Annotated in this window: 27 protein-coding genes and 3 pseudogenes; 11 read left to right on the top strand and 19 right to left on the bottom strand. The window is 69.8% G+C overall.

What is annotated here, in order from left to right; all coding sequences use genetic code 11:
• Position 1 precedes the first annotated feature (1 nt).
• Together KUM40_RS21825 and KUM40_RS21820 are read right to left on the bottom strand one after the other, a co-directional pair.
• Positions 2–967, bottom strand: coding sequence for an iron ABC transporter permease (locus KUM40_RS21825; protein ID WP_217167716.1), 966 nt, complete (start codon positions 965–967; stop codon positions 2–4).
• A 56-nt stretch (positions 968–1,023) separates the two neighbouring features.
• Entirely contained in the window at positions 1,024–2,058 is a 1,035-nt protein-coding gene (locus tag KUM40_RS21820) for an ABC transporter substrate-binding protein (RefSeq protein ID WP_217167715.1), read from the bottom strand.
• Between the two features lie 218 nt (positions 2,059–2,276).
• On the opposite strand from KUM40_RS21820, the gene KUM40_RS21815 reads away from it, so the two are divergent.
• Positions 2,277–2,885 carry a DJ-1/PfpI family protein gene (locus KUM40_RS21815; protein ID WP_217167714.1) on the top strand — a complete coding sequence of 203 codons (609 nt, stop codon included), beginning with the start codon at positions 2,277–2,279 and terminating at the stop codon, positions 2,883–2,885.
• A 100-nt stretch (positions 2,886–2,985) separates the two neighbouring features.
• On the opposite strand, the gene KUM40_RS21810 is transcribed toward KUM40_RS21815, so the two are convergent.
• The 6 genes from KUM40_RS21810 to KUM40_RS21790 all read right to left on the bottom strand — a co-directional run bounded on the left by KUM40_RS21810 (position 2,986) and on the right by KUM40_RS21790 (position 7,511).
• Positions 2,986–4,176 (bottom strand): serine hydrolase, encoded by a 1,191-nt coding sequence (locus KUM40_RS21810; RefSeq protein WP_217167713.1) that lies wholly within the window; start codon positions 4,174–4,176, stop codon positions 2,986–2,988.
• A gap of 47 nt (positions 4,177–4,223) precedes the next feature.
• A complete protein-coding gene (locus KUM40_RS21805; protein ID WP_308401203.1) occupies positions 4,224–5,396 on the bottom strand; it encodes a serine hydrolase domain-containing protein in 1,173 nt (390 codons plus the stop codon).
• Between the two features lie 173 nt (positions 5,397–5,569).
• The gene (locus KUM40_RS41530) at positions 5,570–5,707 is read right to left on the bottom strand and encodes a hypothetical protein (protein WP_254395471.1); all 138 of its coding nucleotides are present in this window, start codon (positions 5,705–5,707) and stop codon (positions 5,570–5,572) included.
• Between the two features lie 321 nt (positions 5,708–6,028).
• Positions 6,029–6,766: a tetratricopeptide repeat protein gene (locus KUM40_RS21800; RefSeq protein WP_217167711.1), complete on the bottom strand. Its 738-nt coding sequence runs from the start codon at positions 6,764–6,766 to the stop codon at positions 6,029–6,031.
• A 119-nt stretch (positions 6,767–6,885) separates the two neighbouring features.
• On the bottom strand, positions 6,886–7,257 hold the full coding sequence (locus KUM40_RS21795; protein ID WP_217167710.1) for a fic family toxin-antitoxin system, toxin component: 372 nt from the start codon (positions 7,255–7,257) through the stop codon (positions 6,886–6,888).
• Positions 7,254–7,511, bottom strand: a complete 258-nt coding sequence (locus KUM40_RS21790) for a hypothetical protein (protein WP_254395470.1) — start codon at positions 7,509–7,511, stop codon at positions 7,254–7,256. Before KUM40_RS21790 ends, KUM40_RS21795 begins: the two co-directional genes overlap by 4 nt.
• 279 nt (positions 7,512–7,790) lie before the next feature.
• Between KUM40_RS21790 and KUM40_RS42705 the strand changes: the two genes are divergently transcribed.
• The 3 genes from KUM40_RS42705 (at position 7,791) to KUM40_RS21780 (ending at position 8,709) form a co-directional block, all read left to right on the top strand.
• A complete protein-coding gene (locus KUM40_RS42705) occupies positions 7,791–7,883 on the top strand; it encodes a TetR family transcriptional regulator (protein ID WP_374227407.1) in 93 nt (30 codons plus the stop codon).
• Positions 7,884–7,910: 27 nt separating this feature from the next.
• Entirely contained in the window at positions 7,911–8,192 is a 282-nt protein-coding gene (locus KUM40_RS21785) for a hypothetical protein (RefSeq protein ID WP_374227406.1), read from the top strand.
• A gap of 67 nt (positions 8,193–8,259) precedes the next feature.
• Positions 8,260–8,709 carry a hypothetical protein gene (locus tag KUM40_RS21780; RefSeq protein ID WP_217167709.1) on the top strand — a complete coding sequence of 150 codons (450 nt, stop codon included), beginning with the start codon at positions 8,260–8,262 and terminating at the stop codon, positions 8,707–8,709.
• 44 nt (positions 8,710–8,753) lie between these two features.
• On the opposite strand, the pseudogene KUM40_RS42700 reads toward KUM40_RS21780, so the two are convergent.
• Positions 8,754–8,959: pseudogene (locus KUM40_RS42700) on the bottom strand (IS5/IS1182 family transposase); the annotation flags it as partial.
• Positions 8,960–8,982: 23 nt separating this feature from the next.
• Between KUM40_RS42700 and KUM40_RS21770 the strand changes: the two are divergent.
• Positions 8,983–9,849 (top strand): GNAT family N-acetyltransferase, encoded by an 867-nt coding sequence (locus KUM40_RS21770; protein WP_217167708.1) that lies wholly within the window; start codon positions 8,983–8,985, stop codon positions 9,847–9,849.
• A gap of 152 nt (positions 9,850–10,001) precedes the next feature.
• A pseudogene (locus tag KUM40_RS41520) lies at positions 10,002–11,003 on the top strand (hypothetical protein).
• Between the two features lie 158 nt (positions 11,004–11,161).
• Here KUM40_RS41520 and KUM40_RS21755 read toward each other — a convergent pair.
• Complete coding sequence (locus KUM40_RS21755; protein WP_217167706.1) at positions 11,162–12,616, bottom strand: pyridoxal-dependent decarboxylase; 1,455 nt, start codon at positions 12,614–12,616, stop codon at positions 11,162–11,164.
• 369 nt (positions 12,617–12,985) lie between these two features.
• On the opposite strand from KUM40_RS21755, the gene KUM40_RS21750 reads away from it, so the two are divergent.
• Entirely contained in the window at positions 12,986–13,459 is a 474-nt protein-coding gene (locus KUM40_RS21750) for a Dps family protein (protein WP_217167705.1), read from the top strand.
• Positions 13,460–13,666: 207 nt separating this feature from the next.
• A complete protein-coding gene (locus KUM40_RS21745; RefSeq protein WP_217167704.1) occupies positions 13,667–14,128 on the top strand; it encodes an Lrp/AsnC family transcriptional regulator in 462 nt (153 codons plus the stop codon).
• 46 nt (positions 14,129–14,174) lie between these two features.
• On the opposite strand, the gene KUM40_RS21740 is transcribed toward KUM40_RS21745, so the two are convergent.
• The 5 genes from KUM40_RS21740 to KUM40_RS21720 all read right to left on the bottom strand — a co-directional run bounded on the left by KUM40_RS21740 (position 14,175) and on the right by KUM40_RS21720 (position 18,940).
• On the bottom strand, positions 14,175–14,891 hold the full coding sequence (locus KUM40_RS21740; protein ID WP_217167703.1) for an alpha/beta fold hydrolase: 717 nt from the start codon (positions 14,889–14,891) through the stop codon (positions 14,175–14,177).
• A 70-nt stretch (positions 14,892–14,961) separates the two neighbouring features.
• Complete coding sequence (locus tag KUM40_RS21735; protein WP_217167702.1) at positions 14,962–15,852, bottom strand: helix-turn-helix transcriptional regulator; 891 nt, start codon at positions 15,850–15,852, stop codon at positions 14,962–14,964.
• A 180-nt stretch (positions 15,853–16,032) separates the two neighbouring features.
• Entirely contained in the window at positions 16,033–17,688 is a 1,656-nt protein-coding gene (locus tag KUM40_RS21730; RefSeq protein ID WP_217167701.1) for a GMC family oxidoreductase, read from the bottom strand.
• Positions 17,689–17,709: 21 nt separating this feature from the next.
• Entirely contained in the window at positions 17,710–18,144 is a 435-nt protein-coding gene (locus KUM40_RS21725) for an HIT family protein (RefSeq protein WP_217167700.1), read from the bottom strand.
• Between the two features lie 58 nt (positions 18,145–18,202).
• A complete protein-coding gene (locus tag KUM40_RS21720; RefSeq protein WP_217167699.1) occupies positions 18,203–18,940 on the bottom strand; it encodes a hypothetical protein in 738 nt (245 codons plus the stop codon).
• A 254-nt stretch (positions 18,941–19,194) separates the two neighbouring features.
• On the opposite strand from KUM40_RS21720, the gene KUM40_RS21715 reads away from it, so the two are divergent.
• From KUM40_RS21715 to KUM40_RS21705, 3 genes and pseudogenes are all read left to right on the top strand, one after another.
• Positions 19,195–20,073, top strand: a complete 879-nt coding sequence (locus tag KUM40_RS21715; protein WP_217167698.1) for an MBL fold metallo-hydrolase — start codon at positions 19,195–19,197, stop codon at positions 20,071–20,073.
• Between the two features lie 296 nt (positions 20,074–20,369).
• A pseudogene (locus KUM40_RS21710) lies at positions 20,370–21,701 on the top strand (ISL3 family transposase); the annotation flags it as partial.
• Between the two features lie 403 nt (positions 21,702–22,104).
• A complete protein-coding gene (locus KUM40_RS21705; RefSeq protein WP_217167697.1) occupies positions 22,105–23,229 on the top strand; it encodes a YncE family protein in 1,125 nt (374 codons plus the stop codon).
• Between the two features lie 94 nt (positions 23,230–23,323).
• On the opposite strand, the gene KUM40_RS21700 is transcribed toward KUM40_RS21705, so the two are convergent.
• The 4 genes from KUM40_RS21700 to KUM40_RS21685 form a co-directional block, all read right to left on the bottom strand.
• Entirely contained in the window at positions 23,324–23,935 is a 612-nt protein-coding gene (locus KUM40_RS21700) for a cytochrome b (RefSeq protein ID WP_217167696.1), read from the bottom strand.
• Positions 23,928–25,031 carry a catalase family peroxidase gene (locus KUM40_RS21695; protein WP_217167695.1) on the bottom strand — a complete coding sequence of 368 codons (1,104 nt, stop codon included), beginning with the start codon at positions 25,029–25,031 and terminating at the stop codon, positions 23,928–23,930. Before KUM40_RS21695 ends, KUM40_RS21700 begins: the two co-directional genes overlap by 8 nt.
• Before the next feature lie 166 nt (positions 25,032–25,197).
• On the bottom strand, positions 25,198–25,533 hold the full coding sequence (locus KUM40_RS21690) for a hypothetical protein (RefSeq protein ID WP_217167694.1): 336 nt from the start codon (positions 25,531–25,533) through the stop codon (positions 25,198–25,200).
• A 241-nt stretch (positions 25,534–25,774) separates the two neighbouring features.
• Positions 25,775–26,404 carry a hypothetical protein gene (locus KUM40_RS21685; RefSeq protein ID WP_217167693.1) on the bottom strand — a complete coding sequence of 210 codons (630 nt, stop codon included), beginning with the start codon at positions 26,402–26,404 and terminating at the stop codon, positions 25,775–25,777.
• Positions 26,405–26,412 lie beyond the last annotated feature (8 nt).

Here is a 26,412-nt window from a genome sequence, read left to right as displayed (position 1 = left end):
GTCAGTCCATGGCCTTGTTGCGGCGCAGCAGCCAGAGGAAGAACGGTGCGCCGAGGAGTGCGGTGAGGATGCCCAGGGGCAGTTCGTTGGGGCGGTCGAGGGTGCGGGAGAGGAGGTCGACGAGGACCAGGTAGACCGCGCCCAGCAGGGCGGTCAGGGGCAGCAGGCGGCGGTGGTCGGCGCCGGTGCTCAGCCGGACCAGGTGCGGGATCATCAGGCCGACGAAGCCGATGCCGCCGGCGACCGCGATGACCGTGCCGGTCAGCAGGGCGCTGAGCACCAGCAGGACGAGACGGAGCCGGTTGACGTCGAGGCCGAGCGCGGTGGCGGACTCGTCGCCGGCCAGCAGGACGTTGAGCCGGCGGCCGAACAGGGTCAGCAGGACGGTCGTGGCGATCACCACGACGGCGACCGTGGGAAGTTGGTCCCACTGGGCGCCCGCGACGCTGCCCAGCGTCCAGAACAGGACCGTACGCAGTTCGTTCGGGGAGGCGTGGAGCTGTACGAAGCTGGTCGCCGACAGGAAGACATAGCCGACGGCCACGCCGGCCAGCACCAGCCGGGTCGGGGCCATGCGTCCGCGCCGCTGTCCGAGGGCGAAGACCAGGGCGCCGGCGGCCATCGCCCCCACGAAGGCCGCCGTCGAGACGCCGATACCGGCGGCGGCCACCGAGCCGCCCAGGGTGATGGCCAGGACGGCGCCGAGTGTGGCGCCGTAGGAGAAGCCCAGCACGGTGGGGTCGGCCAGGGGGTTGGAGACGGCACTCTGCAGTACGGCGCCGGACACGGACAGGCCCGCGCCGGCCAGTGCCGCCAGGACCACGCGCGGGGCGCGGAAGTTCCACACGATCTGGTCGAGCGCGGGGTCCGGGGATGCCGCTCCGGCACCCGTGACGTGGTGGACGACGATGTCCCACACCTCGCCGGCCGGCACGTTGACCGCGCCGACGCCGATCGCCACGATCATGGTGGCGACCAGGGCGACGGGCAGGAGGGTGAACGCCAGTGGCAGCGTGAGCCGGCTCAGCCGGCGGCCGGACGCAGCACCTCGGCGATCTTCTTCACGGCCAGGTCGTTGCTGGGGCCGAGGTACATCGAGTCGGACAGTGTCACGTACGTGTTGTTCTTGGCGGCCGGCCACTGGGGGAACTCCTTGAGCAGTTTCTTGGCGTACGCCGACGCGTCGGTGCCGCCGGCGTCGATCACGACGAGGGCGTCGACGTCGGTGGTGGCCGCCTTCTCCTTGCTCACGTTGGCGAAGAGCGTCTCGGCGGTGTCCTCGAAGGCGTTGGCGCCGCCGGCCCTGGCGAGGATGTCGTTGACGATGCCCTGGGCGAAGACCAGACTGAAGTCGGTTTTGCCCGACGGGCTGGCGAAGAGCACCATGACCTTCGGGGGCTTGTCCGTCTCGGCCTTCCCGGTGACCGCGGCGATGTTCTTCTCGGACTCGGCGATCAGTTTCTCGGCCCGGTCGCCGACGTGGAAGATCTTCCCCATGTCGCGCAGCAGTTGGTAGCTGTCGGCGACGGTCATCTTCGAGGGGTCGTCGTCGCAGCCCTGCGGGGAGATGTAGCTGTTGGCGCCCACCTGCTGGAGCTGCTCGCGGGTGGCGAAGCCGTTCTTCTGTTCGAAGCCGTACGAGGTGACGGACAGGACGAGGTCGGGACGCAGGCCGAGCATGGCCTCGCGGGGGATGTCACCGGCCCCGTTGAGCGTGATGCCGCCGGTGGGCAGCTCCTTGATGGCGGCGGCCCGGCCGGGCACCTCGGACCTGCCGTAACTCTGCTGGTTGGCGACGATCCTGTCCTCGAGACCGAGGGCGAGCAGCGTGGAGACCTCGGCGACGGACGCGCCGTTCATCACGACGACCCGCTCGGGGGCCTTGTCGAAGGTCAGCTTCCGGCCGCAGTTGTCGAGGGTGACCGGGTAGCCGGACGTCGATCCGGCGGCCTCGGTGGTGCCGCCGCTCGCCGTGCCGTCGGACGAGGAGCCGCATGCCGCCGTGAGCAGACAGAGCGCCGCGGCCAGGGTGGCCGCGGCCGGCCGGTTCATCGACATGGGACTCCTTGTGGTGCGCGCCGCACTCACTCATGGGCCGAGTGGCTTTGGGCCGAGTGGTTTCGGTGCAGTAGTCGCGGCGGGAGGGCCACCAGTTCCCGGGCTTCGCGTTCTCGTCGATGTCGTCATCGTCACCAGGCCGATACCACGCCGACAGCCAAGCGGCACGCTAACTTGTTCGCCATCCCGCGCATGTTTCCCAGAGAGGCCGACCAGCCATGTCCGACACCGTTCCGTATCGAGTCACCGTGCTGTTGTTCGAAGGCGTCGAGGAGCTGGACGCCTTCGGTCCATGGGAGACCCTCCGCTTCTGGCAGGAGCTGACCGACCGTGAGGTGGTCGTCCGCACCGCGAGCCTCGACGGGAAGCCCGTGCGGTGCAGCCTGGGACTGGCCGTCACGCCCGACGGCGGTGTCGACGACGACCCGAGGCCGGATCTCCTCATCCATCCCGGTGGTTCCGGGATCGACCACCTCCGGCACGACCAGGCACATCTGGCACGGATGCGGTCCTTCGCGGACACGGGCACGCTCCTGGCGTCCGTCTGCAACGGTGCCCTGGTCCTCGGGGCGGCCGGGCTCCTCGCCGGGCTGCCCGCCACCAGTCACTGGAGCGTCCTCGACGACCTCGCCCAGTTCCCCGACGTCGAGGTGCGCACCGGGCAGCGGTGGGTCGATGCCGGGCACATCGTGACCAGCGCCGGCGTGTCCGCCGGTATCGACATGTCGCTTCACCTCGTCGAGCGCGTCGAGGGAACCGCGAGGGCCCGGGAAGTGGCTCACGTACTGGAGTATCCGTGGGATTCCGAATCCGGCGCCTCGGAGTAGACCCCGCCTGCCCGCTGGAGCCGGGCTTGCCCCACCCCGCGTCCGGCACTTGTCACAGTGGTCCGTCGCGGGGTGGGGTCCGTGCCGTCGCGGGGCCGGGTCAGCGGGTGCAGAGGGCGGTGTCGAGGGCGGCCTCGATGTGCTGCGCGGCGGGGAGGGTGGTGGGCAGCGCGGTGACGGCGATGGTGGCCGCCCGGCCGTCCTTGGTCACGGCGTTGCGGGTGGTGTAGCCCGGGGCGTTGCCGCCGTGGGTCCAGGCGTAGCCGCCGCAGCTGAGCTTGACGGTGGCGATGCCGAGGCCGTAGTGGGCGTCACCGACGGTGTCGAAGTCGGGGGCGTCGACGGTGGTCTGCATCTCCTTGAGCTGTTCCGGCTCGAGGAGCTTGCCGTCGAGGAGCGCGGTGAGGAAGCGGTTGAGGTCGCTGGGGGTGGCGATGAGTCCTCCCGCGGCCCAGCCGGCGGAGGGGTCCTGCTCGGTGACGTCGGTGTAGGGGGTGTTGGGGGCGGTGGCGAAGTAGCCGTGGGGGTGGCGTCCCTTGATGGTCTGGTCGCCGACGCCGGGCCAGTAGGTGTGGCGCAGGCCGAGAGGCTTGATGATCCGGTGGGTGATCTCCTCGCCGACGGGGCGGCCGGTGACCTTCTGGACGAGGAGACCGGCGAGGATGTAGTTGGTGTTGCTGTAGCTCCAGCCGGTGCCGGGGGCGAACAGGGCCTTCTTGTTGAGGCCGAACTCGATGAGCTCGTGGGGTTCGAAGTAGCGGTGCTGCTGCTTGGTCAGGTAGTCCTTGACGACCTCTTCGTCGTAGTCGGGCAGTCCGCTGGTGTGCTGGAGCAGCTGGCGCACGGTGATGTCGTGTCCGTCGATGCCGTCGCCGCGGACCAGGCCCGGCAGGTACGTCTCGATCGGCGCGTCGAGGTCGATCCTGCCCTCGCCCACCAGCTGGAGGACGACGGTCGCGGTGAACATCTTGGTGTTGCTGGCGATGCGGACCTGGCCGTCGGTGGGGACCTTGGACCTGGTCTTGAGGTTGCCGACTCCGGCGGTGTAGTTGCGGGCGCGGCCGCCGGGGTCGCTCAGGGAAGCGAGCGCGCCGGGGAAGCCGTCCTCCTTCACCAGTGACCGCAGGCTCTTGCGGACGGCGGCGTCGGTCCGGCCCTTGAACGCGTCCTGGCTGTGCGCGGCGGGGGTGGCGGTCGCGTCGCTGGTCAGTGCGTTGGCTGCGGGCACGGACAAAGCGAGTGCCGCGGCGACCCCGCTCAGGGCGATCAGCGTGTGACGTCGGTTGGACATGGGTGTCTCCTTGCGGGAAGCGGAAGCGTTCGGTGAGCGGGGTCGGGTCAGCGCGTGCACAGGGCGGTGTCGAGGGCGGAGTTGACGGCTTCGGCGGCCTCGAGGGTGGAGGGCAGGGCGGTGACGGCGACGGTGGCCGACCGGCCCTCGTCGGTGACTCCGTTGCGGTTCTCGTAGCCGTCGAAGTCGCCGCCGTGGCCCCAGGCGACACCGCCGCAGCTCAGTGACATCTCGACGATGCCGAGGCCGTAACGCCAGCCGTCGTGCAGGCCCTTGGTCTCGACCGTGGTTCGCATCTCCTCGAGCTGGGCGGGCTTGAGGAGCTTGCCGTCCATCAGCGCGGTCAGGAAGCGGTTGACGTCGCTGGGCCGGGCGATGAGCTGCCCGGCCGCTCCGCCCCAGGAGGGGTCCAGCTCGGTGGCGTCGAAGAGCGGGCCGCCGGGCGTGTCGAACCCGTAGCCGTGCGGGTGGCGTTCCCGGATGGTCTGCTCGCCCTCGCCGGGCCAGTAGGTGTGGCGCAGACGGAGGGGCTCGATGATCCGGTCGGTGATCTCCTCGCCGATGGGGCGGCCGGTGACCTTCTGCACGATGAGGCCCGCGAGGGTGTAGTTGGTGTTGCTGTACTCCCAGCCCTTGCCCGGAGGGAACGACGCCTTCGCCTTGAAGGCCATGTCGAGCAGGTCGTAGTCGTCGACGAAGGTGTGCTGCCACTCGGACAGCTTCGGCATGGTCTCCGTGTAGTTGGGCAGCCCACTGGTGTGCTGGAGGAGCTGGCGCACGGTGATGTTCCGGCCGTCGATGCCGTCACCGCGCACCAGGCCCGGCAGGTAGGTCTCCACCGTCGTGTCCAGGCCGATCCTGCCCTCGCCCACCAGCTGAAGGACCACGGTGGACGTGTACAGCTTGGTGGTACTGGCGATCCGGATCTGTCCGTCGACCGGGACCTTGGACCTCTTCTTCGCCCGGTCACCCACGCCGGCGGTGTAGTTGCGGGTGTGCCCCTTCTCGTCGCGCACCGAGGCGAGAGCGGCGGGGAAGCCGTTGTCGCGTACCAGGTCGTCCAGACTCCGCTGAACCTTCGCGTTCGGCCTTGCGGCGGGCTGGTCGGCGCTCGCCGAGGGCAGGCCCACCGCCACGACCCCGCCGAGGACCGCGAGCGCGGAAACCGCGATGGCCGACCGGCGACGGAATCGGGGCCTGGAGGCACGATGCTGAGACACGGGGAAACTCCCTGCTGGACGCTCCTGCTGACATGCGTCAGCCTCCCCCGGAAGCCCACCACGCTTCGATCCCGCACACCCCACTCGGCACGGTAGGGCAGGCACTACCGTGCCGGGTGGGGTGTGCCGGAGGGGGCGCCGGTGGCTCCGGCTCCCCCTCCGGTCAGGCCGGGTCAGGCGGCGCGGTAGGGCAGGCCGGGGTAGTCCGCCCGGGCCTGGCGCAACTGTGCCTCGTACGCGTCCGTCCAGCCGAAGGCGGTCTTCGAGCGGCCGATGAGGTCGGTGCCGGCCGCACCGCTCCAGAAGTGCACGAAGCCCGATGTGACCCCTCCACCCCGTAAACGACTCCATTGGGGAATCCGCACGCCGGCCTCCCAGGCCCAGAGTGGTTGTCCGGCCGCTGTCCGAGGGGCCGAACCCGCCCGGGTAGCCGGTCTACGACAGCTACGACAGCACTCCGCAGCCGCTGCGCACCGGCTTCACGGTGATCGACACCGGCGGCCTCCTCGGGGGCCTCGGCGCCCTGGGCGCGGTCGCCACCCGGTGGTCGACGCTCTGTCCGTCCTCGGATCGGCCCCGGGCATCCGGCGGTCGGCAGCCCGCACCTGCGCGTGTCGGTGACCCTGCGGGCGCTACACCAGATCCTCGCTGCGGAGTCTGTTGCGTATGGAGTGGTACAGGTCCGGTCTCCTGGTACGCCTGGCGGCCTGCAGGGCCCGCTGTGCCGCGCGTTCCGCGTGGCCGCGCCGCCCGGAGCGGCCGAGGGCCAGTGCGAGGGCCAGCGCGGCGGACGCTCGACCGGCGTCGTCGTCCGCGGCCGCCGCCGCTTCCTCCGCCCGGGTGGCGGCGTCGATCGCCTCCGGCTCCCGGCCGAGGGTCAGCAGCCCGTGGGCGAGCAGGGCGCGGGCCTGGGACTCGGCCGACCGGTCCCCCTCGCCGACGAAGAGACCAGGAGCGCGCTTCAACGCCTCTACGGCCGGGACGTGTTCGCCGAGCGCCGTGTAGGCCGCGGACAGGTTGACCAGGGTGCGTGCCAGGTCTTTCGGCCGCTCCAGTTCCTCGTAAGCGGTGACGGCCTTCGCGTACAGCCGGACCGCGCCCAGGAGGTGGCCGGCGTGGTGGCACAGCTCGGCGAAGTGGCTCAGGGTGGCCGCGGCATGCTCGGCGGAGCCGAGGCCCTGCCACGCCGCCAGGGACAGCGAGGCCGCGCGCTCCAGGTGGTCGCGCAGGTGGCGCAGCCGTTCCCTGATCTCCAGCGCGGCGTACGCCGTGTGGTTGGCGGTCTCCGTCAGCTGCCGCCAGAGGTGCTCCAGCCGTGCGGCATCGGTGTCCGTGCTCCCTGCTGCGCACAGGTTACGCCGCGTCGTCATCGCTGTCAGTCCGTCCCAACGCCGCGCCGACGACCACCCGTCCGACCACCCGACTTTCGCGGTGCTGTCCTCCAACACCGCCGCACCCCGCCTGTTCCGTGCCGTCGGCGGCGTGGGGGTCAGGGCTTCCAGGTGCGCAGGAAGGAGGCGATGCGTGTGGCGGTGCAGCGCGGGTTGTTGAGTTCGTGGGCGAGCGCGGTGAGCTGCTCGCGGGTGGGGCTGACCGGGATGTTGCTCGCTTCGAGGTACATGACGGCGGCGGCGCAGGCGACGGTGAGGTTGGAGCGTTCCAGCCAGCGGCAGCGGCCCAGGGTGTGGACGAGGGCGGCGGCGCGGGCGTTGGCGCCGTCGTAGACGGGGGTGTCGAGCAGTTCGCCGCGGTGGCGGGCAACGGCGGCGATGGGCACGCCGTAGTCGTCGGCGGCCGGGTCGCGGTGGCCGGCCCGTTCTGCTACTTCGAGGATCCAGGATTCGTCGACGTGCAGGATCACGCGGCGACGCCCGGCTGAGAGGCGGCGTACGGGGCGTCGAGCTGCTGCTCCAGGTCGTCGAGGAACGAGCCGTGCTCGTCGATGAGCCGCTGGGCCGCTGCCATGCCGGCGGCCCGGGCGCCGGTGGTGTCCTCGACGATGAGCCGCTCGACGTACTTGTTGAAGTCCAGCCCGCGGGCGCGCGCGGCTGCCTTCCCGGCCTCCAGGGCGTTCTCGTCCAACCGGACCTGCGTCTGCTTCTTCGCGGAACCCATGCAGCTATGGTAGCAGGGTGGTAGCAGTCGGGTGGAGGCCGGAGCGGCGGACGCGCAGGAGACGGGGCTCAGGGGCTCAGGGGCTCGGGAGCTCAGGGGCTCGCGGGTCCCGGCTGCGGCGGGGCCAGGGGCTGAGCCAGTCGCCGAGTCCTCGGGCCGCTTCGCCGGCGATGCCTCTTTTCTGCCACGGGGTCCCCACCACCCAGGCGATCTCGGCGATAGGTCCGTGACCGGAGGGGCTGGTCGTCGCCTGGGCCGGGGCGCGGAGGGCGGGAGCACATCCTGGCCGCCGCGGCCGAACTGTTCGCGGCCCAGGGGATCAACGCGACCGGCATGGAGCAGATCGCGGCGCTCCCGCAAGGTCGGCGGTGAAACCCGCCCCCGACCGGCACGGATCCCGTGCGCGGATGCCCGTTCATCGACGCCGCCGCCGAGTTCCCCGACCCCCGGAACGCGGTCCACTCCTACGCCCACGAACAGAAACTGCTGATGGTGCGGCTGGTGACCGACCTGGTAGCGGAACCGGGCTGCCGCGAGCCCGCCGTCCGCGCCGAGCAACTCGTGACCCTCGCGGACGGCGCCGCCAGCCGCGCCATGGTGCTGGGCGAGTCGAACTACGGCCGGTACGCGCGGACGGCAGCAGAGATCCTCCTGAAAAACGCGCCGCCGACCACGATCTGACAGGCCCTGCTACGCCGGTTGAGGAATTGGGTTGCAGTGGCTCAGGCGGATGCGGCGATACTCCGGCATGAGTAGAGACGCCGAGGTCATCGTGCTCGCTCGCTGGTCGGACGAGGTGATGGAGCCACTGACCCGGGACGACCCTGACCGTACGTGGCGAGGTCGCTTCGTCCCGATAGCGGGGCACTGGGGCTATGAGTTCGGGTGGGCCCTGGAGTTGGAGAGGATGCGCGCCCGCAAGGGCCTGCTCAGGCACCTGGAATCGCTGCCGTGGCCGCATCCGCATACAGTCCAGGTTCTACTTCGCGACCAGGACGACGACTGCTTCGGGCTGTGGATGTTCCAGGAGGGCCGACTGGTGGAAGTCACCATTGCGCGCACCGAGCGTTTCCACCAGCCGGCACCGTCGAATGAGGACTTCGAACCCGACCCGGGCATGCTGCTGCGCACCGACCAGAACACGGCTCTGCCCGAGCAGACGCCAGAAGCACGCCGCGACACCCGCCCACCCTGGTAGACCCAGTTCGACAGCTCATCCTGGGACGTCAGGGCGTCCCCTCACCGGCCGGGCGTGATGACAAAGCCGAGCGGGCTGCACCTGCCTTCCTCAGCAAGGTGGATCTTGCTTGTGAGTCCCCGCCTCGCGAGCGTCCCAGGGCCTCATCGGAACGATGACGTACCGGGCTTCTGCGCCGACCCGGGATCCTGGGGGCACAGGTGGAGGCACCAGCCGCGTGCTGATGAGCGCGGCAGGTCGTGGAATCGACGCCGAGATCCGGGATCATGAAGCATGCTCCCGGATGACTGGCACCTCACCCAAGACGTTGACGACTTCCTCGCCCGAGCCGGGGGCTTCCTGCGCTCGCGCCCCGCCCTGCACAACACGCCGCTGACGGACATCGAAAAGCTGCGGATACGCAGGCCGGACGCATACGGCCCGGTCACCGCCGTCTTCGGGCGACTGGAGGCCGGAGGCGAGGTCCGCGCGGTCTTCTATCTCACTTCGCGCGGCCGGCTGGGCCTCACTCCCCTTTCCGTCGAGCAGACCGACGCCCTCGCCGCCCATCTGACGGCCCTCGGCCACTCGCCCGCCAACGTCATCGCGGACCACGACACCGCCACCGCATTCGCCGACTCCTGGCAGCGGCACACGGGCGCGGCGCCGGCACTCTTCTGGCGGACGCGTCTCTACCGTCTCGGCACACTCACCCCGCCGCAGCCGCACCCGGAGGGCCGGGGGCGTCTCGTGGACGGGACAGACCGCGAACGCGTCGTGCGCTGGTGCCGTGAGTTCTGCGTTGACGTCGGGGAGCAGTCCTCCATCGACCTGATCGACGCCGGCTCCTGGGACGACTCACGCTTCGGCGACCGGCACTTCACCTTCTGGGAGACCCCGGACGGCATACCCGTCTCGATGGCAGCCGCGACCTCGGTCGTCGGCGGCATGGTCCGGATCGACCCCGTCTACACCCCGGCCCGCCTCCGGGGCCGCGGCTACGCGGGCGCCGTGACGGTCGAGGCGAGCAGAGCCGCGCTGGCCGCGGGCGCGACGGACGTCGTCCTGTTCACGGACCCGGACAACCCCACCAGCAACTCCCTCTACCAGCGCATTGGGTATGTCCACGTCGCCGACTTCGCCGGGTACGAGTTCTCCTGAAGCGCACCACAGGCCGGGCGAGGGCGTGATCGGCGCTAACGCACGACACGGCCGACGCTGCGGCTCGGCCCACGGGTCATCCCCCCTGCTCGGGCTGTGGTGGGTGGTCAGGTGTTAAGGTCGATGGCCGCGTAGGCCGCCGACGCCGGGAGGTGGTGGGCGCGGCGGGCCGGGCGGTGAGCGGGCCGCGGCAGGATGCTTCGACCGGGGCGGGTGAACGGGACGGTTGGGCGATCCGAGCGGGCCGTGGACGATGCACCGCCAGGGCAGGTGTGTCCGGGCGCTCCGGCCGCGCGCCGACCGAAACAATCGGGTTCGTGAGAGAGATTCACGTGCGTACGCCGATCGCGACCGACGGCCGCCTCGACGCGGCCGCCAAGCACCCTGGCCTCAGTGACCCCGGCTACCTGCTGCGGCGTCGGGCCATCGCCTCGCTGGCCCGCGGACACCGGGTCGGTGACCCCTCACCACGAGTGAACTACACCGAGGCCGAGCAGCGGACCTGACGGACCGTCCACCGGCGGCTCTGGGACGCCCAACGTGAGCATGCCTGCTGTGCCGCCCTCGACGCCCGTGAACAGGCACCCGTTCCGGCGGACCACATCCCGCAGCATGCCGAGGTCGGGCTGCACTTGCGGAGGTTGACGGGCTTCGACTTCACCCTCGCGGGCGGTGTGGTCGCCAACAAGAGGTTCCTGGGGTCGATGGCCGACGGCTACTTCCACGCCGTGCAGTTCGTCCGCCACCCGGCCGTACCGATGTTCACCCCCGAACCGGCCATCATCCATGACGTCTTCGGCCACGGGATCCCCCTGGCCTCGCCGGCCTTCGCCGACGTCTACTGGCTGATCGGCGATGCGGCGATGCGCGTCGAGAGCAAGGACGTCCTCCAGATGATCAGCGACGTGTACTGGTTCACCCTGGAGTACGGAGTCCTCGGCGAGGGCGGGACACCCAAGGCGTACGGGGCGGCCCGGGGCGGGTGCCGCCCAGGCGCTCCAACAGAACTCGGGCCTTCTCCTCGGCCTCCGCGCTCGGCGCGCTGCCGAGCGCGGAGGCGAGCTCGGCACGGGCCGGCTCGGCAGCAGGCTCCAGCAGGCGCCCGCGCGCGGCGTGCTCTGGCACGGACGGCACGCCGCTCCGCGTCGGCCTGATCCTCGTATCGCGTAGCCCCGGTCGGAGGCCATTCCGTGTCGACATGCCACAGAGGTCATGCGGGGTGCACCCTCCTCCATGCCTCCGCAGCCCGTGGGCCGGGGCAGGGGCGGACAGTGTGGTTGCCGGGTGGCTTACGTGGACCGGCGTGTGTCGTTCACCGGGCCATCTCCGGGGTGCCGATGTCCTTTCCGTGACCGGCGCGGGCGATGTCGGACAGGCGGGTGACGATCAGTTCGATGTCGTCGCGGGTGGTGCGGTAGTTGGTGACGCAGGCCCGGATGCCGTGGCGGCCGGCGAGCCTCGCGGGGCCGAGGAGGGCGGTGCCGTCCTCGATCAGCTCGGCGAGTACGGCCGTGTGGTCGGCCTCGGTGGCCCCCTTGATCCGCAGGCAGACGGCGGTCAGTGACGGGGACGCCATGAGTTCCAGGTCCGGAGCGGCTTCGACGAGGTCGGCGAGGTATTGGGCGAGGTCGAGCACGTGGTCGGTCACGGCCCGGAAGGTGTCCACACCGAAGGTCTGCAGGGCGCTCCATATCTTGAGTGCCTTGAAGCTGCGGGACAGCTGGGGGCCGTAGTCCATGTAGTCGACCATCAGGGGGTCTTCGTCCGCGGCGATGTACGAGGCGGAGAACGCGTAGGCCCGCGCCAGTTGGGCGCGGTCGCGGACCAGCAGGCAGCCCGCCTCCAGGGGGGCGAACAGCAGCTTGTGCGGGTCGAGGGCGATGGAGTCCGCGCGGTGGCACGCCTCGAATGCCGCGCGCTTGCGTTCGGACAGGACGAACAGCGCACCGTAGGCCCCGTCGAGGTGCAGCCACAGGTCCTCGCGTGCGCACACGTCCGCGACGGCGTCGATCGGGTCGATGGAGCCGCTGGTGACCGTTCCCGGGGTGGCGACGACGCAGAACGGCTCCAGCCCGGCCGCCCGGTCGGCGCGGACGGTCTCCTCCAGCAGGTCGACACGCATGCGGTACTGGTCGTCGGTGGGGATGTGCCGGACGTTGTCCAGGCCGATGCCCAGGATCGCCGCCGCCTTGTCGACGGAGCAGTGCGCTTCCACGGAGGTGTACACGACCAGCCGGGGTCCGGTCGTCTGCAGGCCCTGCTCGCGAAAGTGCGGACGCCGGACGTGCAGGGCGGTGGTGAGGGCGTTGAGGGTGGCGATCGAGCCGCCGCCGGTGAGGATCCCGCCCGCCTCGTCGCCGTACCCGAAGAGCCCGCCCAGCCACCTGATGACGGAGCGCTCCACCACGCTCGCGGCCGGCGAGAGCTGCCAGAAGTTGCAGTTCTGGTTGATGGTCGCGGCGATTGCCTCGGCGTAGGGGGCGATTCCGTTGGGCGGGCCCTGCACGTAGGCGAGGAACCTCGGGTGGGCCACGGTGGTCGAGTTGGGGAGGATCTTCTCCTTGATCTCGTGGAAGACCCCTTCGACGCCGATGCCCTGGTCGGGGAACGGCGTTTCCAGCAGGCCGGAGAGAACCTCCCGGTCCACCTCGGGAACGAGCGGGCGCCGGGCGACGGACTCCTCGTAGTCGTGGAAGAAGGCGTTCAGCAGCCGGCCGGCGGCCTCGCGCTCGTCCCGGGTCAGTCCGAGCAGCGGCTTTTCGGGCATCAGCGTCTCCGTGGGCTTCGTGGTGTCCTGGCCGTCTCTGGCCAAGGTAGCCGTGAAGCCGCCGCACAGGATGGTAAATGTGCCCTGTCAAGCCTGTTGCATTGGCACTCTGTGCCATGGATAGGACAGATCGAGCAACTTTCGCGCATCCGCTGACCTCTTGGCCGGAGCCCCGGGCCGCCGCGTCTCTCGCATGTCTGATCCGCAATCACGTACCGGACGAGCTGAACCCACGGGGGGGCTCCCGCCGTTCCTGGCCTCGGGCTCACGACGCCCCACCGAGACGAGCCTCGGCACGTTTCTGTGAACGGCATTCGCCGATGTCCACGAACAGGACACCGGCACCACCCACGAAAGGACGGCTCTCCCATGCCAGTCATCAACAACTCTCTGCCGGAGCGCGACCGCGAGACCGCGGGTGCGGCGCTGCAGGCGACTCTGGCCGACCTTCTCGACCTGTCCCTGGTGGCCCAGCAGGCCCACTGGAACCTGTGCGGCCCGCGCTTCCGCTCGGTTCACGTCCAGCTCGACGAGGCCGCCACCATCGCTCGGAACCACGCGGACACGGTGGCCGAACGCGCGGCCGCCTTGGGCGTCAGCCCGAACGGACGGGCCGCGACCATAGCGGCAACCAGCGGCGTGCCCTCCTTTCCGTCAGGCTGGACCAAGGACAGTGATGCCGTCGCGTCCTTGGTGCACGCACTCTCCGCGGTGACCGAGAGGCTGCGTAAGCGCATCATCGAGGTCGGCCCGGTGGATGTCGTCACCGAGGACCTCCTCATCGGACTCACGGCGGATCTGGAGCACCAGAGCTGGATGTTCCAGGCCGAGAACCGGGTCTGACCAGCAGCGGGCGGGCGTTCACGCGAGGCGGCCATCACCCTGCGCTCCTGCTGTCGGGCGAAGACCGCCTCGCAGCCGGGGTCACTGGCGGGTCCAGGTCCGGCCGGTTGCCATGCCACGTCGTGGGGTTTTGCGTTTTCCGTGACGTACTCCCGAATCAATGACGCGAGCGGGAAAATCGCCATTCCCCCGTTGGTATTCTGTGCCATGGACAAGACCGATCGCGCAATTCTCGCGCACTTGATGGAGAACGGGCGTCTCGCCAACACCGAGCTGGCCGATCTCGTAGGCCTGTCTCCCTCACCGTGTCTGCGCCGGGTGAGGCAACTGGAGAACAGTGGTGTGATCACCGGCTACCGCGCGACGGTCGAGCCGGCCGCCGTCGGCCGCGGGTTCCAGGTGCTGCTGCACGTCGAGATGGCCGTGCAGGACAGAGCCACCATCGAGGCGTTCGAGGCCGCGGTCGGCGAACTCGACGAAGTTGCGAACTGCCTGCGGATGTTCGGCCAGCCCGACTACCTGCTGTGGATCGCCGTGCCCGACCTCGATGCCTACGAGCGCTTCTACATGGCGCACCTCACCGACCTGCCCGGGGTGGCACGCACCCACTCGCAGTTCACCATGAAGACGATCAAGAGCACCCCCGAGATTCCCATCCGGTCACGGTGACCAGTGGTCCCGTCGGGTGCGCGTCCGCCCAGTCACCGCCCGTCCGTCACGGAATCCTGAGTATCAGTGCGGTAAGGCCCTCCGGGTCGGTGATCATGCAGTCGTGGCCCGTGTCCAGCTCCCACACCACCGCGGGTTCTCCGTTGGGCTGGAGCGGGGGAACGGCACGCCGCTCCCCTCCGGCACAGTGGATGTGTGTGCGAGGAACCCTGTCGGCCGCCGGGTTCACCAGGCGGACCGGCTGCTGAAGGGTTCGCATCGGCTGGTCGGACAGAGTGCCGCGCAACCATGCCACGTCGTCCGGGTCGGTGACCCCGAACAAGCCCGCAGGAGGCGGTAGTTCGGGCAGCGGGGGGATACGCCAGCCGTCGCCGGACCTCTCCGCGAGCTGGATCATGAACTCGACCTGGTAGACCGGGAGCACGTCGGCCGCGCTCTCGCCGTCCGCAGGCACCAACGCTTCGACGTAGACCGCATGGGAGATTCGCTCGGGGACACGATCGGTTACCGCCGACACGATCATCCCCGCGTAGCTGTGCCCCACCAGGATCACCTCGGTGAGGTCTTCGGCGAGGATGAGCCCGACGACGTCTTCGACATGTGTGTCGAGCCCCACTTCGGGGCCGAGCAGGTGCGCACGGTCCCCGAGACCGGTCAAGGACGGGGCGTGCACCTGGTGCCCGGCGGACTCCAGCAGCGGGACTGTCCGGTCCCAGCAGGCACCGCCGTGCCAAGCACCGTGAACGAGCACGTACAGGGACATGAAGTTTCCTCTTCCTTGACGGTGTGGCGAATGCGAACGCCGGGTATGGCTTGGAGCCGCACCTCACGTGTCAGTCGTGGGCTCCGGGGGCTTGCGTCGCGACGCCGCCGGTGTCGGTCCATTGGGCCAGCAGGCGCAGGGAGGTCTCGGACGGGCTCCCGTGCTCGGTGCCGTAGACGAAGAGGGTCTGGTCCGGGTCGTCCACGGGATTGAGGGCCTGGCAGGTGACGGTGACCTCGCCCATGAGGGGGTGGTGGTAGGCCCTGGTGCCGGTCGCACGCCGGTGGACCTCGGCGTCCGCCCAGAACCGGCTGAAGTCCCTGCTGCGTATGGACAACTCACCGACCAGGCTGCTCAGGGCGGGATCGTCCGGGTGGCGGCCCGCGTCGAGGCGGAGCATGGCGGCGGTGTCGGCGGCGACGCGAGACCAGTCCCGGTACAGTTCGCGCGCGTGCGGGTCGAGGAAGACGAAGCGGGCCTGGTTCCGTTCGGCCGTGGGGAGCGCCTGAAAGTCCGTGATCAGGCGTCCTGCGAGCTCGTTGTGGGCCAGCACGTCAAGGCGTCGTCCCAGGACGAAGCCCGGGCGGCCGGCCTGCTGGAGGGTGTCCAGCAGGTCCCGGGTGGCACGGTGCACTCGCTGGGGGCGGGGACGGCGGGGCCGGACCGGCTGTGGCCCGGCGAGGGTATGCAGGTGGCCGCGCTCGGCGTCGTCCAGCTGCAGGGCGGTGGCGAGCGCGTCGAGGACCTCTGCTGAGGCGCTGCGGCTGCGGCCCTGTTCGAGGCGGGTGCAGTAGTCCACGCTCACACCTGCCAGCCCGGCGAGTTCCTCCCGGCGTAGTCCGGACACACGGCGTCGGCCCGGGCCGACGTCGTCGAGCCCCGCCTTCTGCGGGGTGAGGCGCGACCGGGCGGAGCGGAGGAACTCCGCCAGCGACGCACTGGCGGGGTACTCACGGTCCATCTGCCCAGATTCGCACGGCCGTTGAGGACTCCACGGCGGGAGGGTGGCCCAGTCGGTCCCCCGATGGTCGTCACGGGTGGATCTCACGGACAACCCTCCAGTACGGCGGGCAGGACGGGGCCGGCGCCGCTGCCCGCGACGACGCCGCCCGATCGGCCCGTCCTGCGGACCGGCCCCTCATCAGCCCCGCTCGGCCGCGAGGATCTCGGCCGCCCGCTCACCGACCACCATGGAAGGGGCCACGGTGTTGGCGACCGTCACATGGGGCAGCACCGAGGCATCGGCGACGCGCAGGCCCTCGATGCCGTACACCTTGAGCCTCCCGTCCACGACGGCTCCCTCGTCCCGTCCCATCCGGGACGTACCGCACTGGTGCCAGAAGGTTTCCACGGCGTCGCGCACGAACTCCTCCACCGTGTCCGTCACCGACGACGCCGGGGAGACCTCCCGCTCGACGAACGGGCGCAGCGCCGCGGAATTGCCGATCTCCCGGGCCATGGCCACGGCGGACAGGGCCGAGCGCACGTCGTCGGGGTCGGCGAGGAAGTTCGTCTCGATGCGCGGTCCGGCCATCGGGTCCGTGCTCGCCAGGCGGACCCGGCCGCGGCTGCCGGCGCGAGGGCGCATGGCAGGCATCAGGGTGAAACACCGCTCCGGCGGCGGGTACTGGGCCGCGCTCTCGGCGGAGACGGACGGCGCAGGCGAGAGGTACATGACGAACTCCGGTGCGCCCGGCCGTGTTTCGTCCTCCCAGAAGCAGACGGCCTGGCTTCGCGTGGGCACCGGCAGTGGTACGTCCGTCGCCTCCCACATGCAGGGCAGGCGTATGTGGTCGTCGAGGTTGCGGCCGACACCGGGCAGGTGCTGGACCACCGCGATGCCCAGGTCCCGCAGTTCGCGTTCGTCCCCGATCCCGGACCGCATCAGCACGGCCGGGGTGCTCAGCGCGCCCAGGGACAGCACCACCTCCTGCGACGCGTTGACGCGCAGCGGCCTGCCGTCGCGCACGATCTCGACGCCGTGGGCCCGGCCTGCGGAGACCAGGACGCGGGAGACCGTCGTGTGCGGCAGTACCGTCAGGTTCGGCTGCCCCACACGGTCTGCGACGTAGCGGCGGAAGGGGGTCTGGCGCACGCCGTCGTGGATGTTCTCGTCCCGCACGGCGCCACCGGAGTTCGCCTCCATCAAGGCGCCGTTGGCACTGCCGAACCGGGGGATGCCGGTGGCCTCTGCGCCGTCGAGGAAGGCGGTGAAGAGCGGATGCACGTCCTGCGACGGCCGTATCCGCATCGGCCCGCCGGTGCCCCGGCGCTCGGGGTCGGGCGCGCCCTGCCAGTCCTCGATGCCGCGGTAGTGCTCCAGTACGTGCGCGTAGCCCCACGTGGGATCGCCCGTGGCCTCGGCGTAGGAGTCCCAGTCGGTGCGGTGGCCGCGGGCCCACACACCCGCGTTGACGGCGCCTCCCCCGCCCAGTCCGCGGCCGGTGGCATAGGCGAGCCGGCGTCCGTTCAGATGGTGGTTCGGCTCCGTGACATGGTCCCAGGTGCGCTCGGTGCCGAGGTTGGCCGGCCACAGGTCGGGATTGCGGACACGCTCGTCGTCGTCACTGCCGCCGCTCTCGACGAGCAGTACCGTGACGGCCGGATCGGCCGCGAGCCTGCCCGCGAGAACGGAACCCGACGAACCGGCGCCGCACACGATGTAGTCGCACGTGGCACCGTCGTCCAGGTGGTCGGCGAGGGCGAGCCGGTGTGTGGTCGCGGCCGTGGTCGAGGTTGGGGCCGGGGTCGGGGTCGGGGTCGCCGCGGCGTCGGCACGTCCGGGGTGGCTGCTCATGTTCAGCGTCTCCTTGGAGTATCAGCCGCGGTCGGTGTCCCGGGCCTGTTCATAACCGAGTTCGAGCAGGACGGCACGCAGCTTCTCCGCGGCGTCGTCCAGTGCGGACTGGTCCTCCTCCGGCTTGGCCTTGGTGAAATCGAAGTCGGACATGTCCCAGACCGGAGCGACATGGATGTGCAGGTGCGGCACCTCGAAGCCCGCGACGACGAGGCCGGCCCGCGGGGCGTCCCAGGCCCGCTGCACTCCTTGCCCGACGGCCTGGGCGACCTCCATGCACCGCGCCAGAAGCGGGCCGTCGGCATCCGTCCACCGGTCGATCTCGCGCCGGGGGACGACGAGGGTGTGGCCGGGCCGCAAGGGGGCGACGGTGAGGAACGCGGTGACCTCGGGATCCTGCCAGACAAAGCGTCCGGGCAGCTCACCGGCGATGATGCGGGAGAACACAGTGGGCACGGTTGAAGTTCCTTTCACATACGGCGGACGGCTCCTCCGCAGAGGATGCGGGCCAGTCCTATTGCCGCCCCGGGTCACGGATGAAGTCCGAGGGACGGAAGGGAAGTTCCTCACGCGGCCACCTGGCGTCCCGCTGGAAGGCCTCGTCGTCGAAGCCCGCGAGGGTGTCGCGGAGTTGGCGGAGGTTGCCCTGCTCAAAGTACAGGGCTCGCAAGGTGTACTGCGACACCGCCATGGTGTGCCTGCGGCCCTCGTGCGGGATTAGCCCCATCTCCGCGGCGCGGCGGTGCCCCCAGACCACATCGCGGATGTCCTCGTCCACCCGTCGCAGGCGGGCGTCGACGAGGGCGAGGAGCTTCGGCAGCGGCGCCCCGCGGCCGAGGAAGACACGGAGCAGTACGGGGTCCTTGACCGTCACGGTGTCGTCGTCCCCTTCGACGACCCATTGCCCGAGCGCGCTCTCGCCCGCCGGGGTGATGTGGAACACCTGAGCATGGCGCGATCCGCCCAGTGACACCTCACTGTCCTGGACCAGGCCCAGAGCAAGGAGCCGCCGCAGTTCGCGGCGGATGTGGCTGACGGCCGGCGCCGAGTAGAAGAACCGCAGGGCGAAGGCCGTCCGTTGCTTGATCTCGCCCGCCGAGAGCATCTCACCGTTGACGAACAGGATTCCAAGGACCGCGTACGCGGTGGCGGTCAGCTCCCCGTCGGCCTGGTGCGGCTCGTGCGGCGCCTCGTCCTCCGTGGCTGCGTCGCCGTCGGCCCCCGTCCGGGGCGTGTCGCTGTTGTCCTTCATGACCGAAGCATAGGTGGCAGGTACCCCATCCGTGCACGGAAAGTCACCACCTCGTTCAACTATTAGTCTCATAGACAGCGGCCACTCTCCATGCCACACGCCGATCCGAGACGTGGGAGATTCAGCAAAAGTCAGGCAGTGCACGACATTTGACAGGCAGCTCGATGCGGGCGAGTTCACACAGAGGGCATAACACCCCTAGCAGCGGGACTAGTAGTCTTATGGAGGGTAGCCGATTGAGAAGAGGAGCAGTGGTGAGGAACCTGGACACCGAGGATCGGCTGCGTCGGCCGGCACGCATCCGTTCGCTGCGGGTGGGCGAGCTGAGCGTGAGTTACGTGCCGGACGGAGCGGTCAAGATGGTTCCGCGCAGCCTCTTCCCGGCGACGTCGGACGAGACATGGGCACGGAACGGCCAGTACTTGGACCCGTCCGGCTGGTTGACGATCAGCGCCGGCGGTCTGCTGATCGAACATGGTGAGCGAGCCATGCTGGTCGACGCCGGCTACGGGCCGTTCACCGAGCCGGTTTCCATGATGGAACACGGCATGGCGTCGATGTACGGCGGTTCGCTCCTGGAGAGCCTCGCCACGCTCGGACGCAGTCCGCACGAGATCGAGGCGGTTGCGATCACCCACCTCCACGTCGAGCACCTGGGCTGGGCCGCGCACCCGGAGCCGGGCGGCTCCCACCCCGCCTTCGGGCACGCGGCGTACCTCGTCTCGCACCGGGAGTGGGAGGACCGCCACACGACGTTCGGAGTGACGGAGCAGGTCGCGGACGCACTCGCTCCGCGGGTGCGTGCCGTCTCGGACGGGGACGAGGTGTTCCCTGGAGTGCGCGCCGTAGCGCTGCCCGGTCACACGGCCGGGCAAATGGGATACGAGGTGACCTCCGGCGACGACCGCCTGCTCGCGTTCGCCGACGTCCTGCACTCCCCGGCGCAGGTCGCGCACCCGGACTGGGCGATCGTGGGCGAACCGGCGCCCGACGTGTCGGCCGGACTCCGGCGCGAGGTGCTCGGCCGGCTCGCCGACGAGGGCATCGTCGGATTCGGCATCCACTTCGCCGACGTCCCCTTCGGCCGGGTGCGGCGTGCCGGGGACGCCTTCGCCTGGGAACCGTTGGCCTAGTCGCACGTCTCGACCCGGACGACGGCTCCGCGCGGCGGCGCGGTGCGCGGGTGCCGGAGGCACGGGGCCGCCGGCACCGCGGTACCTGGTGGGCATGGTCGGCGGGTGTTCAGGAGCGGTGGGCCCAGGGGATGGATTCGAGGAGGCGCTCGAGTCGGAGTTCGCCGTCGCGTGTCTGGCCGCCGTGGTCCATGAGGGGGACTGTAAAACGTTCGGCTCTGTCTCACATTCGGTGGTGACGGAGAGTCGTGAGGTTCGTTGATAGTCACGTGAAAGATGTCAACGAGCTTGTCCAGATGGTGTTTTCGGGCCTGTCCCCGCTGGTCGTCGCGGATGTCGCCGACGAGGGCGAGCGGATCGTGGTGCGGGCACGAACGCCGCAGGACACGGCGGTCTGCCCGGTGTGCGGGGCGTCGTCGGGGCGCGTGCCCGGCTACCACTGGCGGACTGTGGCTGACGTACCGGTCGACAGCCGACGGGTGGTGGTCCGTGTGCGGGTGCGGCGTCTGGTGTGCCCCACTCGCGGCTGCCGACATACGTTCCGCGAGCAGGTGCCCGGAGTCCTGGACCGATACCAGCGACGCACCACCCGCCTGACCAGGCAAGTCAAGGCCGTGGTCAAGGAGTTGGCGGGCCGGGCGGGGGCACGTTTGCCGGCGATGCCCGCGGCGGGGCGTCTCGCGTCACACGGCTCTGCGTGCCCTGTTGCGCATCCCGCTGCCCGTAGGGCGGACGCCCCGTGTGATCGGCGTCGACGACTTCGCTCTGCGCCGGCGGCACCGCTACGCCACCGTGATCATCGATGCGAGACGCATGAGCGGATCGACGTGCTGCCCGACCGCACGGCAGTCACCCTGGAGGCGTGGCTACGTGAGCATCCGGGCATCGACGTCGTGTGCCGCGACGGCTCCGCGACCTACGCCGAGGCCATCCGCCGTGCCCTGCCCCGTGCGACGCAGGCCGGTGATCGGTGGCATCTGTGGCACAACTTGTGCGAAGCCGTCTTGAGCGAGGTCAAGGCGCACAGCACCTGCTGGGCCGCCGTGCTGGACGCGCCCATCTACGAGGGACCCCGCGCGCAGACGACCCTGGAACGCTGGCACCAGGCCCACGGCCTGCCCGATCAGGGCGTGGGCCTGCTCGAATGCGCCCGCCGCCTGGAACTGGCCCTGAACACCGTCAAACGCTACGCGCGAGCCGACCGGCCCGAGCACATGCTCCGCGTCCCCAAGTACCGCGCCAGCCTCGTCGAGCCTTACCGCGAGCACCTGCGCAAACGCCGGGCCGAGGAACCCGGCGTCCCCGTCCGGCACCTCTTCGAAGAGATCAAGGCCCTCGGGTTCACCGGCTGCCTGAACCTCCTGCACAAGTACATCAACCAGGGCCGTGCGGATCCCGACCGCAGCCACATCTCCCCGCGCCGCCTCGCTCGGATGCTGCTCACCCGGCCCGACAACCTCAAGGCCGAGTATCGCGATCTTCTGGCCCGGCTCACCGCCGCCTGCCATGAGATGACTCAACTGGCCGCCTGCATCAGGGACTTCGCCGAACTCGCGGCTGAGCTCGCCGAACGGATAGACGTACCTGCCCCGCACTTCTCGCGCGCTCGTCGCGAGCTGGAAGCGGATGGTTGGCTCGAGCACACGCACAATGAGGGCCAGGTGAAGTTCTTCCGGCTCGGTGGGAAGGCCACCGGCCGAGAGGTCGTCGTGCCGCTGCGAAGTCGGCCGACTGTCTGAACCGTCGAGTGACTGGGCTGAGCCGCACCGACTTCACCGGCGAAGACGCCTGGCACCACATGGACTTCGAGGACTGCGCCGGCGACGAGCCGTACCGGGACGCGTAGAGGTGGCGGACCCGAATTGATCCACTTCTCCTTCAACACCACGGGACACCACCGCGTATCACTTCATGACAACAGTTGCAGAGCCGACAGAGCACGCGAACCTGTCCTTTGACGACTCCGGCGCCAAAAGCGCCCGGGACCGGTCATGCGCGACGGGGGACACCCAGATCAAGGAGACAGCCCAGGTGAAACGCCTCAGGACCACGCGCCGGACGATGATCGCCACCACCGCGCTCGCCGCGCTCGCCCTGTCCGGCGCGGCGGTGACCACGGCCAGCGCGGACGCGCCGGAGAAGAAGTCGTCGTCGAAGGGGTTCACCACCACCGTGGTGGACTTCGGCGCCTACACCAGCAAGATCGAGACCGAGAACCCCGACGATCCCAAGGACCAAGACCCCACCGTCGACGCCACCAACAACACCCTGGCGGTCAGCCCCAACGAGCAGTTCGCCGTGGCGACGAACTCCTACTCGGACCACCTCGTCGTGATCCACGTGCCGAGCGGTCGCAAGGTCGCCGAGATCAAGGGCTACGTCAGCCCGCGCAACATCCTGTTCGCGCCGGACAGCAAGAGCTTCACCGTGTCCGACAGCGCGCGCGGTGTCGTGGACCGCATCTCCATGTTCGGCTTCCACGTCAAGGAGCGTCTGCCGCTCGGCGCCGGTGTGTTCGGCACCGCGCAGAGCAGGGACGGCAAGTGGCTGTACGCCAACAACGCGGCGGCGGACACCGTCACGATCGTCGACCTCGAGAACAACAGGCCGACGGACGTCCTCACCGGCTTCCACGAGCCGCGGCAGGGCACCAAGCTCTCGTACGCGGGTGACAAGCTGTACGTCACCAACTACGGCGAGGGCGAGGTCTCGATCGTCGACCTCAAGAACAAGGACGCCGATCCGGAAACGATCGGCGACTTCAAGGGCCTGCGCGCGGTGTCCGTCAACCGCGCCGGCGACCGGCTGTACGCGGCCAACAGCGAGTCCGACGAGATCTCCGTCATCAACCTGGTCTCCGGCGAGAGGACCAGCGTCCACGTGGGCGACAAGCCCTACGGTGCCGCGCTCTCCCCCAACGGGTCGGTCCTGCTCTCCGGGAACATGGCGGACAACACGCTGACCGCCGTGAAGACGGAGGACAACTCCGTGATCGGCACCGTGAAGAGCGGCCCGAAGGGCGACCTGAAGGGTCCCCGCCAGGCGATCAGCTTCAGCGCCGACTCGCAGACCGCCTGGGTGCTCAACAAGGACCTGACCATCGCAAAGATCGACGTGCAGAGCCGTGAGGTGATCGACCTCCTCGGCGAGAGCTGACCCCGTCGGGATCACCGGTCCCGCGCGACGGCCCGCCGGCTCGGCCGGCGGGCCGTCGCCCCGCAGTCGTGATCCCACACGGTGCGACCCGCTCTCACCCGCTTTTGCGGGAGGTCCTCCACAGGGCCATCCGGCCGAGAAGCCCGTCCCGCAGCACCAGGGCGTGGACCAGAACGGCCAGCATGTGCAGGGTGAAGAGGATGAACAGCGCGTAGCCGAGCACCAGGTGGGTCTCGTGCAGGCCGGAGTAGAGCGACGGGTCCGCCGGCGCGATGGGAGGTATGTGCACGCCGGCCACGACGAACGGTGTGTCGGACGCCGACACCATGGCCCAGCCGACCAGCGGCTGGGACACCATCAGGCCGTACATCAGGCACTCGGACGCCAGGGCCGCCCTGCGTTCGCCCCGGCCCATCGACCGGGGGTGCGGGGGCGCACGATGGGTGAACCTGTTCACCAGCCGGATCACCGCGAGGAGGAGAACGGCCATGCCCAGGGGTTTGTGCACCGACACCAGGAAGCGGTAGTCGGCCAGGGAGGCCACCATGCCCGCGCCGATGAAGAGCATGGCCACGACGAGGACGGCCATCACCCAGTGCAGCCAGCGGGAGAAGAGCGTGAACCGCTCCGGTGCGCCGGCCGCGGCCGGATCCTGCGGGACGGGAACCTCGGGGACCGCGGGAGCCCCTGCCGCGGCATCAGTCATCGCGCTTCCCAGCCACCTTGACCGTACCCGTCCTGTCCGGCTCCCCGGTGCGCCGCGCGAAGGACTGCGCGTACACGGACGAGCGGGCGCTCAGCAGTGGATCACTGGACGCCTTGATGCCGCGTGGCAGCACCGTGGGGTCGAAGTTGATGTCCCGCGCGTTGCCCGACGCCCCGGTGTGGACCGCCGTGAGGGTCAGGACGCCCGCGTCCAGTTTGCGCCGGCTGTCGGGCCAGGGGGTGGTGGCGTCGTCGACGGGGTCCTCCGGGCTGCCGATGGTGAGCATCAGCCGCCATCGCAGCGGCCCGTCGGTGAGCGCCCCGATCAGGGTCTCGAACAGCTCGTTCCTGCCGATCGGCCCCTTGGCCGCCGCGCGCACCGGCTGGAGGGCGACCATCGACCAGCGGACCGGGACGCTGCTGCCCGAACTGTTGGTGAAGTGGAAGGCGTTGAGACTGTTGAACGTACTGTCCGCGAAGCCCGAGGTGGGCGGGTGCTTCTTGGCCAGTTTCATCGCGCGCACCGTCTCGGGGTGCTCGGCCAGGAACGCGGCCTTCTTCTCCGGATCCGGTTCGCCGGTGTCCGGCACCGCCCTGAAAGCGAGCATCCGGTCGTAGAAGCCCTGTGGGGTGCGGTCCTGGAACACCGGCAGGTTGACCATCGCGGTGCGCCACTGCTCGCCGTCGGGGAGGTCGAACCGCAGCGCCATGCCCCGTACGGTCTTGGTGGCGTCGGCGACGTCCGGCACTCCCCCGGACAGCGAGAACCTGCCCGTCACCGGAGTCCGCCTGCCCTCCTCGAACACCACGGCCTCCGACACCGCGGCTCCCGCACCGCCCGCGACGAACTCCCCGGCGACACTGACTCCCTTGGCGTGGTTGCGTCTGAACCCCGGATGCTTGCCGAACACCGTCTCGAACCCGTCCGCCAGCCGGCCCGGTGTCAGCCTGTCCGGCGTCACCCGCCCACTCACGTACGCGAACGCTCCGACGTCCACCGCGCCGATCCCGGCCACCGCCCCGATACCGAGCAGCGCGGTCCTGCGGCGCAGCTCACGAGCGGGTGCCGCGGGTGGCTGCAAACCCTCATTCTCCAAGAGACCTCTCCTTCAGCTATCCGTCCTGCGGCGCGTGGGGCGCCGAACAATGGCGTTGTTGGGGGATACGCGGCAAGGTGCCGCGGTGTTGAAGGATTCGCCGGTCTTCCTGGAGGACGAGGTCTGCGACGGGATGACTGAGGGTCGTCCGGTCCGCGCGTCGTGCCTACTTGGCGACGAAGGCCTCGGACTCGCACTTCTTGACCCACTTCTCCTTGTCCGCCGCAGGAAGGCCCTCAGTGAAGCCGAAGCTGCCGGGATCGTCCGGGGCGGCCTCGACCTTGATGCCGTGGGACCGCATGCACTCCAGCCACTTGTCGTACTTGTCCTGGTACTTGTCCTGGTACTCGAGGTCCTCCCCGGCGGCCCGCTGGGGAAGCGTCTCCGGCTCCTTGGCGGCGCAGGTCTTCCGCGCGGCCGAGATCTTCGCCTGGTCCTTCTCGAGCCGGCCGTCGATCCCCTTGTAGGTGTCGTCGTACTCGCCTCCGTGGTTCTTGACCATCTTGAGGCCCTGTGCCAGTCAGTCGAGGTAGACCTGCCCCAGCCTCCACTCCTCCTCCTCCGACGTGTCGGGGCGGATGAGGGGACGTTCGACCTTCGCCGCCTCCTTCCTCGGCTTCTCGTCTTTGCCGGTCACGCTCCCGACGCCCTTGTCGTCACCGGCTTCGCCGACCCGAGGGCTGCCCCCTTACCATCACGCATGGTGGTCAACTCCTTGTTTCCCGTGGGCCAACCGGACATGACTACTTGCCGGTGAACGCTTCGGCCTCGCACTTGTCGACCCACTTCGCCTCGTTGGCCGGCGGAAGGCCGTCCTCGAACGCGAAGGTGCCGGGATCGTCGGGTGAGGGCGCGACCTCGAGGCCGTGGGACCGCATGCACTTCAGCCACGTGCCGAACTTGTCCTGGTACTCGGGATCCTCCCGGTAGGCCCGCTGCCAGAGTTCCTCCGGTTCCTTGGCGGCACACGCCTTCCGCGCCGGTGCGAACTTCGCCTCATTCCTCGAGAGCGTCGCCGGGTCCGGCTTGTCGGGGTCACCCACTCGGCCGCTGTAGCCCTCGAGCTTCTTGTAACCGTGCTGCTCCAGGCAGCCGGTGTAGATCTGAAAGAGCCTCTCCTCTTCCTCCGCCGACGTGTCGGGGCGGATGAGGGGGCGTTCGACCTTCGCCGCCTCCTTCTTCGGATTCTCGTCTTTGCCGGTCACGCTCGCGACGCCGTTGTCGTCACCGGCTTCGCCGGACGACTGCGAGTCGCCGCTTCCCCCGCCACAGGCGGTGAGCCACGTCAGCGAGGCCAGCGCGGCAGCCACGGCGAGACGGCGGGCGAGACCCGCCCGGTAGAGCCCGGGGACGGTCTGCTCGGCAACACGCATGATGGTCG

The organism is Streptomyces sp. AC512_CC834, assembly GCF_019049325.1.
GTDB lineage: Bacteria > Actinomycetota > Actinomycetes > Streptomycetales > Streptomycetaceae > Streptomyces.
Note: the sequence above shows the minus strand (reverse complement) of the source record. Positions and strands in the feature narration are given on the sequence as shown.

Excerpts from the sequence above, each read along its gene's own strand:
- KUM40_RS21825 (WP_217167716.1), bottom strand. The coding sequence starts at position 967 with ATGATCGTGGCGATCGGCGTCGGCGCGGTCAACGTGCCGGCCGGCGAG.
- KUM40_RS21820 (WP_217167715.1), bottom strand. The coding sequence starts at position 2,058 with ATGTCGATGAACCGGCCGGCCGCGGCCACCCTGGCCGCGGCGCTCTGT.
- KUM40_RS21815 (WP_217167714.1), top strand. The coding sequence starts at position 2,277 with ATGTCCGACACCGTTCCGTATCGAGTCACCGTGCTGTTGTTCGAAGGC.
- KUM40_RS21810 (WP_217167713.1), bottom strand. The coding sequence starts at position 4,176 with ATGTCCAACCGACGTCACACGCTGATCGCCCTGAGCGGGGTCGCCGCG.
- KUM40_RS21800 (WP_217167711.1), bottom strand. The coding sequence starts at position 6,766 with ATGACGACGCGGCGTAACCTGTGCGCAGCAGGGAGCACGGACACCGAT.
- KUM40_RS21790 (WP_254395470.1), bottom strand. The coding sequence starts at position 7,511 with ATGGGTTCCGCGAAGAAGCAGACGCAGGTCCGGTTGGACGAGAACGCC.
- KUM40_RS21780 (WP_217167709.1), top strand. The coding sequence starts at position 8,260 with ATGAGTAGAGACGCCGAGGTCATCGTGCTCGCTCGCTGGTCGGACGAG.
- KUM40_RS21770 (WP_217167708.1), top strand. The coding sequence starts at position 8,983 with ATGCTCCCGGATGACTGGCACCTCACCCAAGACGTTGACGACTTCCTC.
- KUM40_RS21755 (WP_217167706.1), bottom strand. The coding sequence starts at position 12,616 with ATGCCCGAAAAGCCGCTGCTCGGACTGACCCGGGACGAGCGCGAGGCC.
- KUM40_RS21750 (WP_217167705.1), top strand. The coding sequence starts at position 12,986 with ATGCCAGTCATCAACAACTCTCTGCCGGAGCGCGACCGCGAGACCGCG.
- KUM40_RS21745 (WP_217167704.1), top strand. The coding sequence starts at position 13,667 with ATGGACAAGACCGATCGCGCAATTCTCGCGCACTTGATGGAGAACGGG.
- KUM40_RS21740 (WP_217167703.1), bottom strand. The coding sequence starts at position 14,891 with ATGTCCCTGTACGTGCTCGTTCACGGTGCTTGGCACGGCGGTGCCTGC.
- KUM40_RS21735 (WP_217167702.1), bottom strand. The coding sequence starts at position 15,852 with ATGGACCGTGAGTACCCCGCCAGTGCGTCGCTGGCGGAGTTCCTCCGC.
- KUM40_RS21730 (WP_217167701.1), bottom strand. The coding sequence starts at position 17,688 with ATGAGCAGCCACCCCGGACGTGCCGACGCCGCGGCGACCCCGACCCCG.
- KUM40_RS21720 (WP_217167699.1), bottom strand. The coding sequence starts at position 18,940 with ATGAAGGACAACAGCGACACGCCCCGGACGGGGGCCGACGGCGACGCA.
- KUM40_RS21700 (WP_217167696.1), bottom strand. The coding sequence starts at position 23,935 with ATGACTGATGCCGCGGCAGGGGCTCCCGCGGTCCCCGAGGTTCCCGTC.
- KUM40_RS21690 (WP_217167694.1), bottom strand. The coding sequence starts at position 25,533 with ATGGTCAAGAACCACGGAGGCGAGTACGACGACACCTACAAGGGGATC.
- KUM40_RS21685 (WP_217167693.1), bottom strand. The coding sequence starts at position 26,404 with ATGCGTGTTGCCGAGCAGACCGTCCCCGGGCTCTACCGGGCGGGTCTC.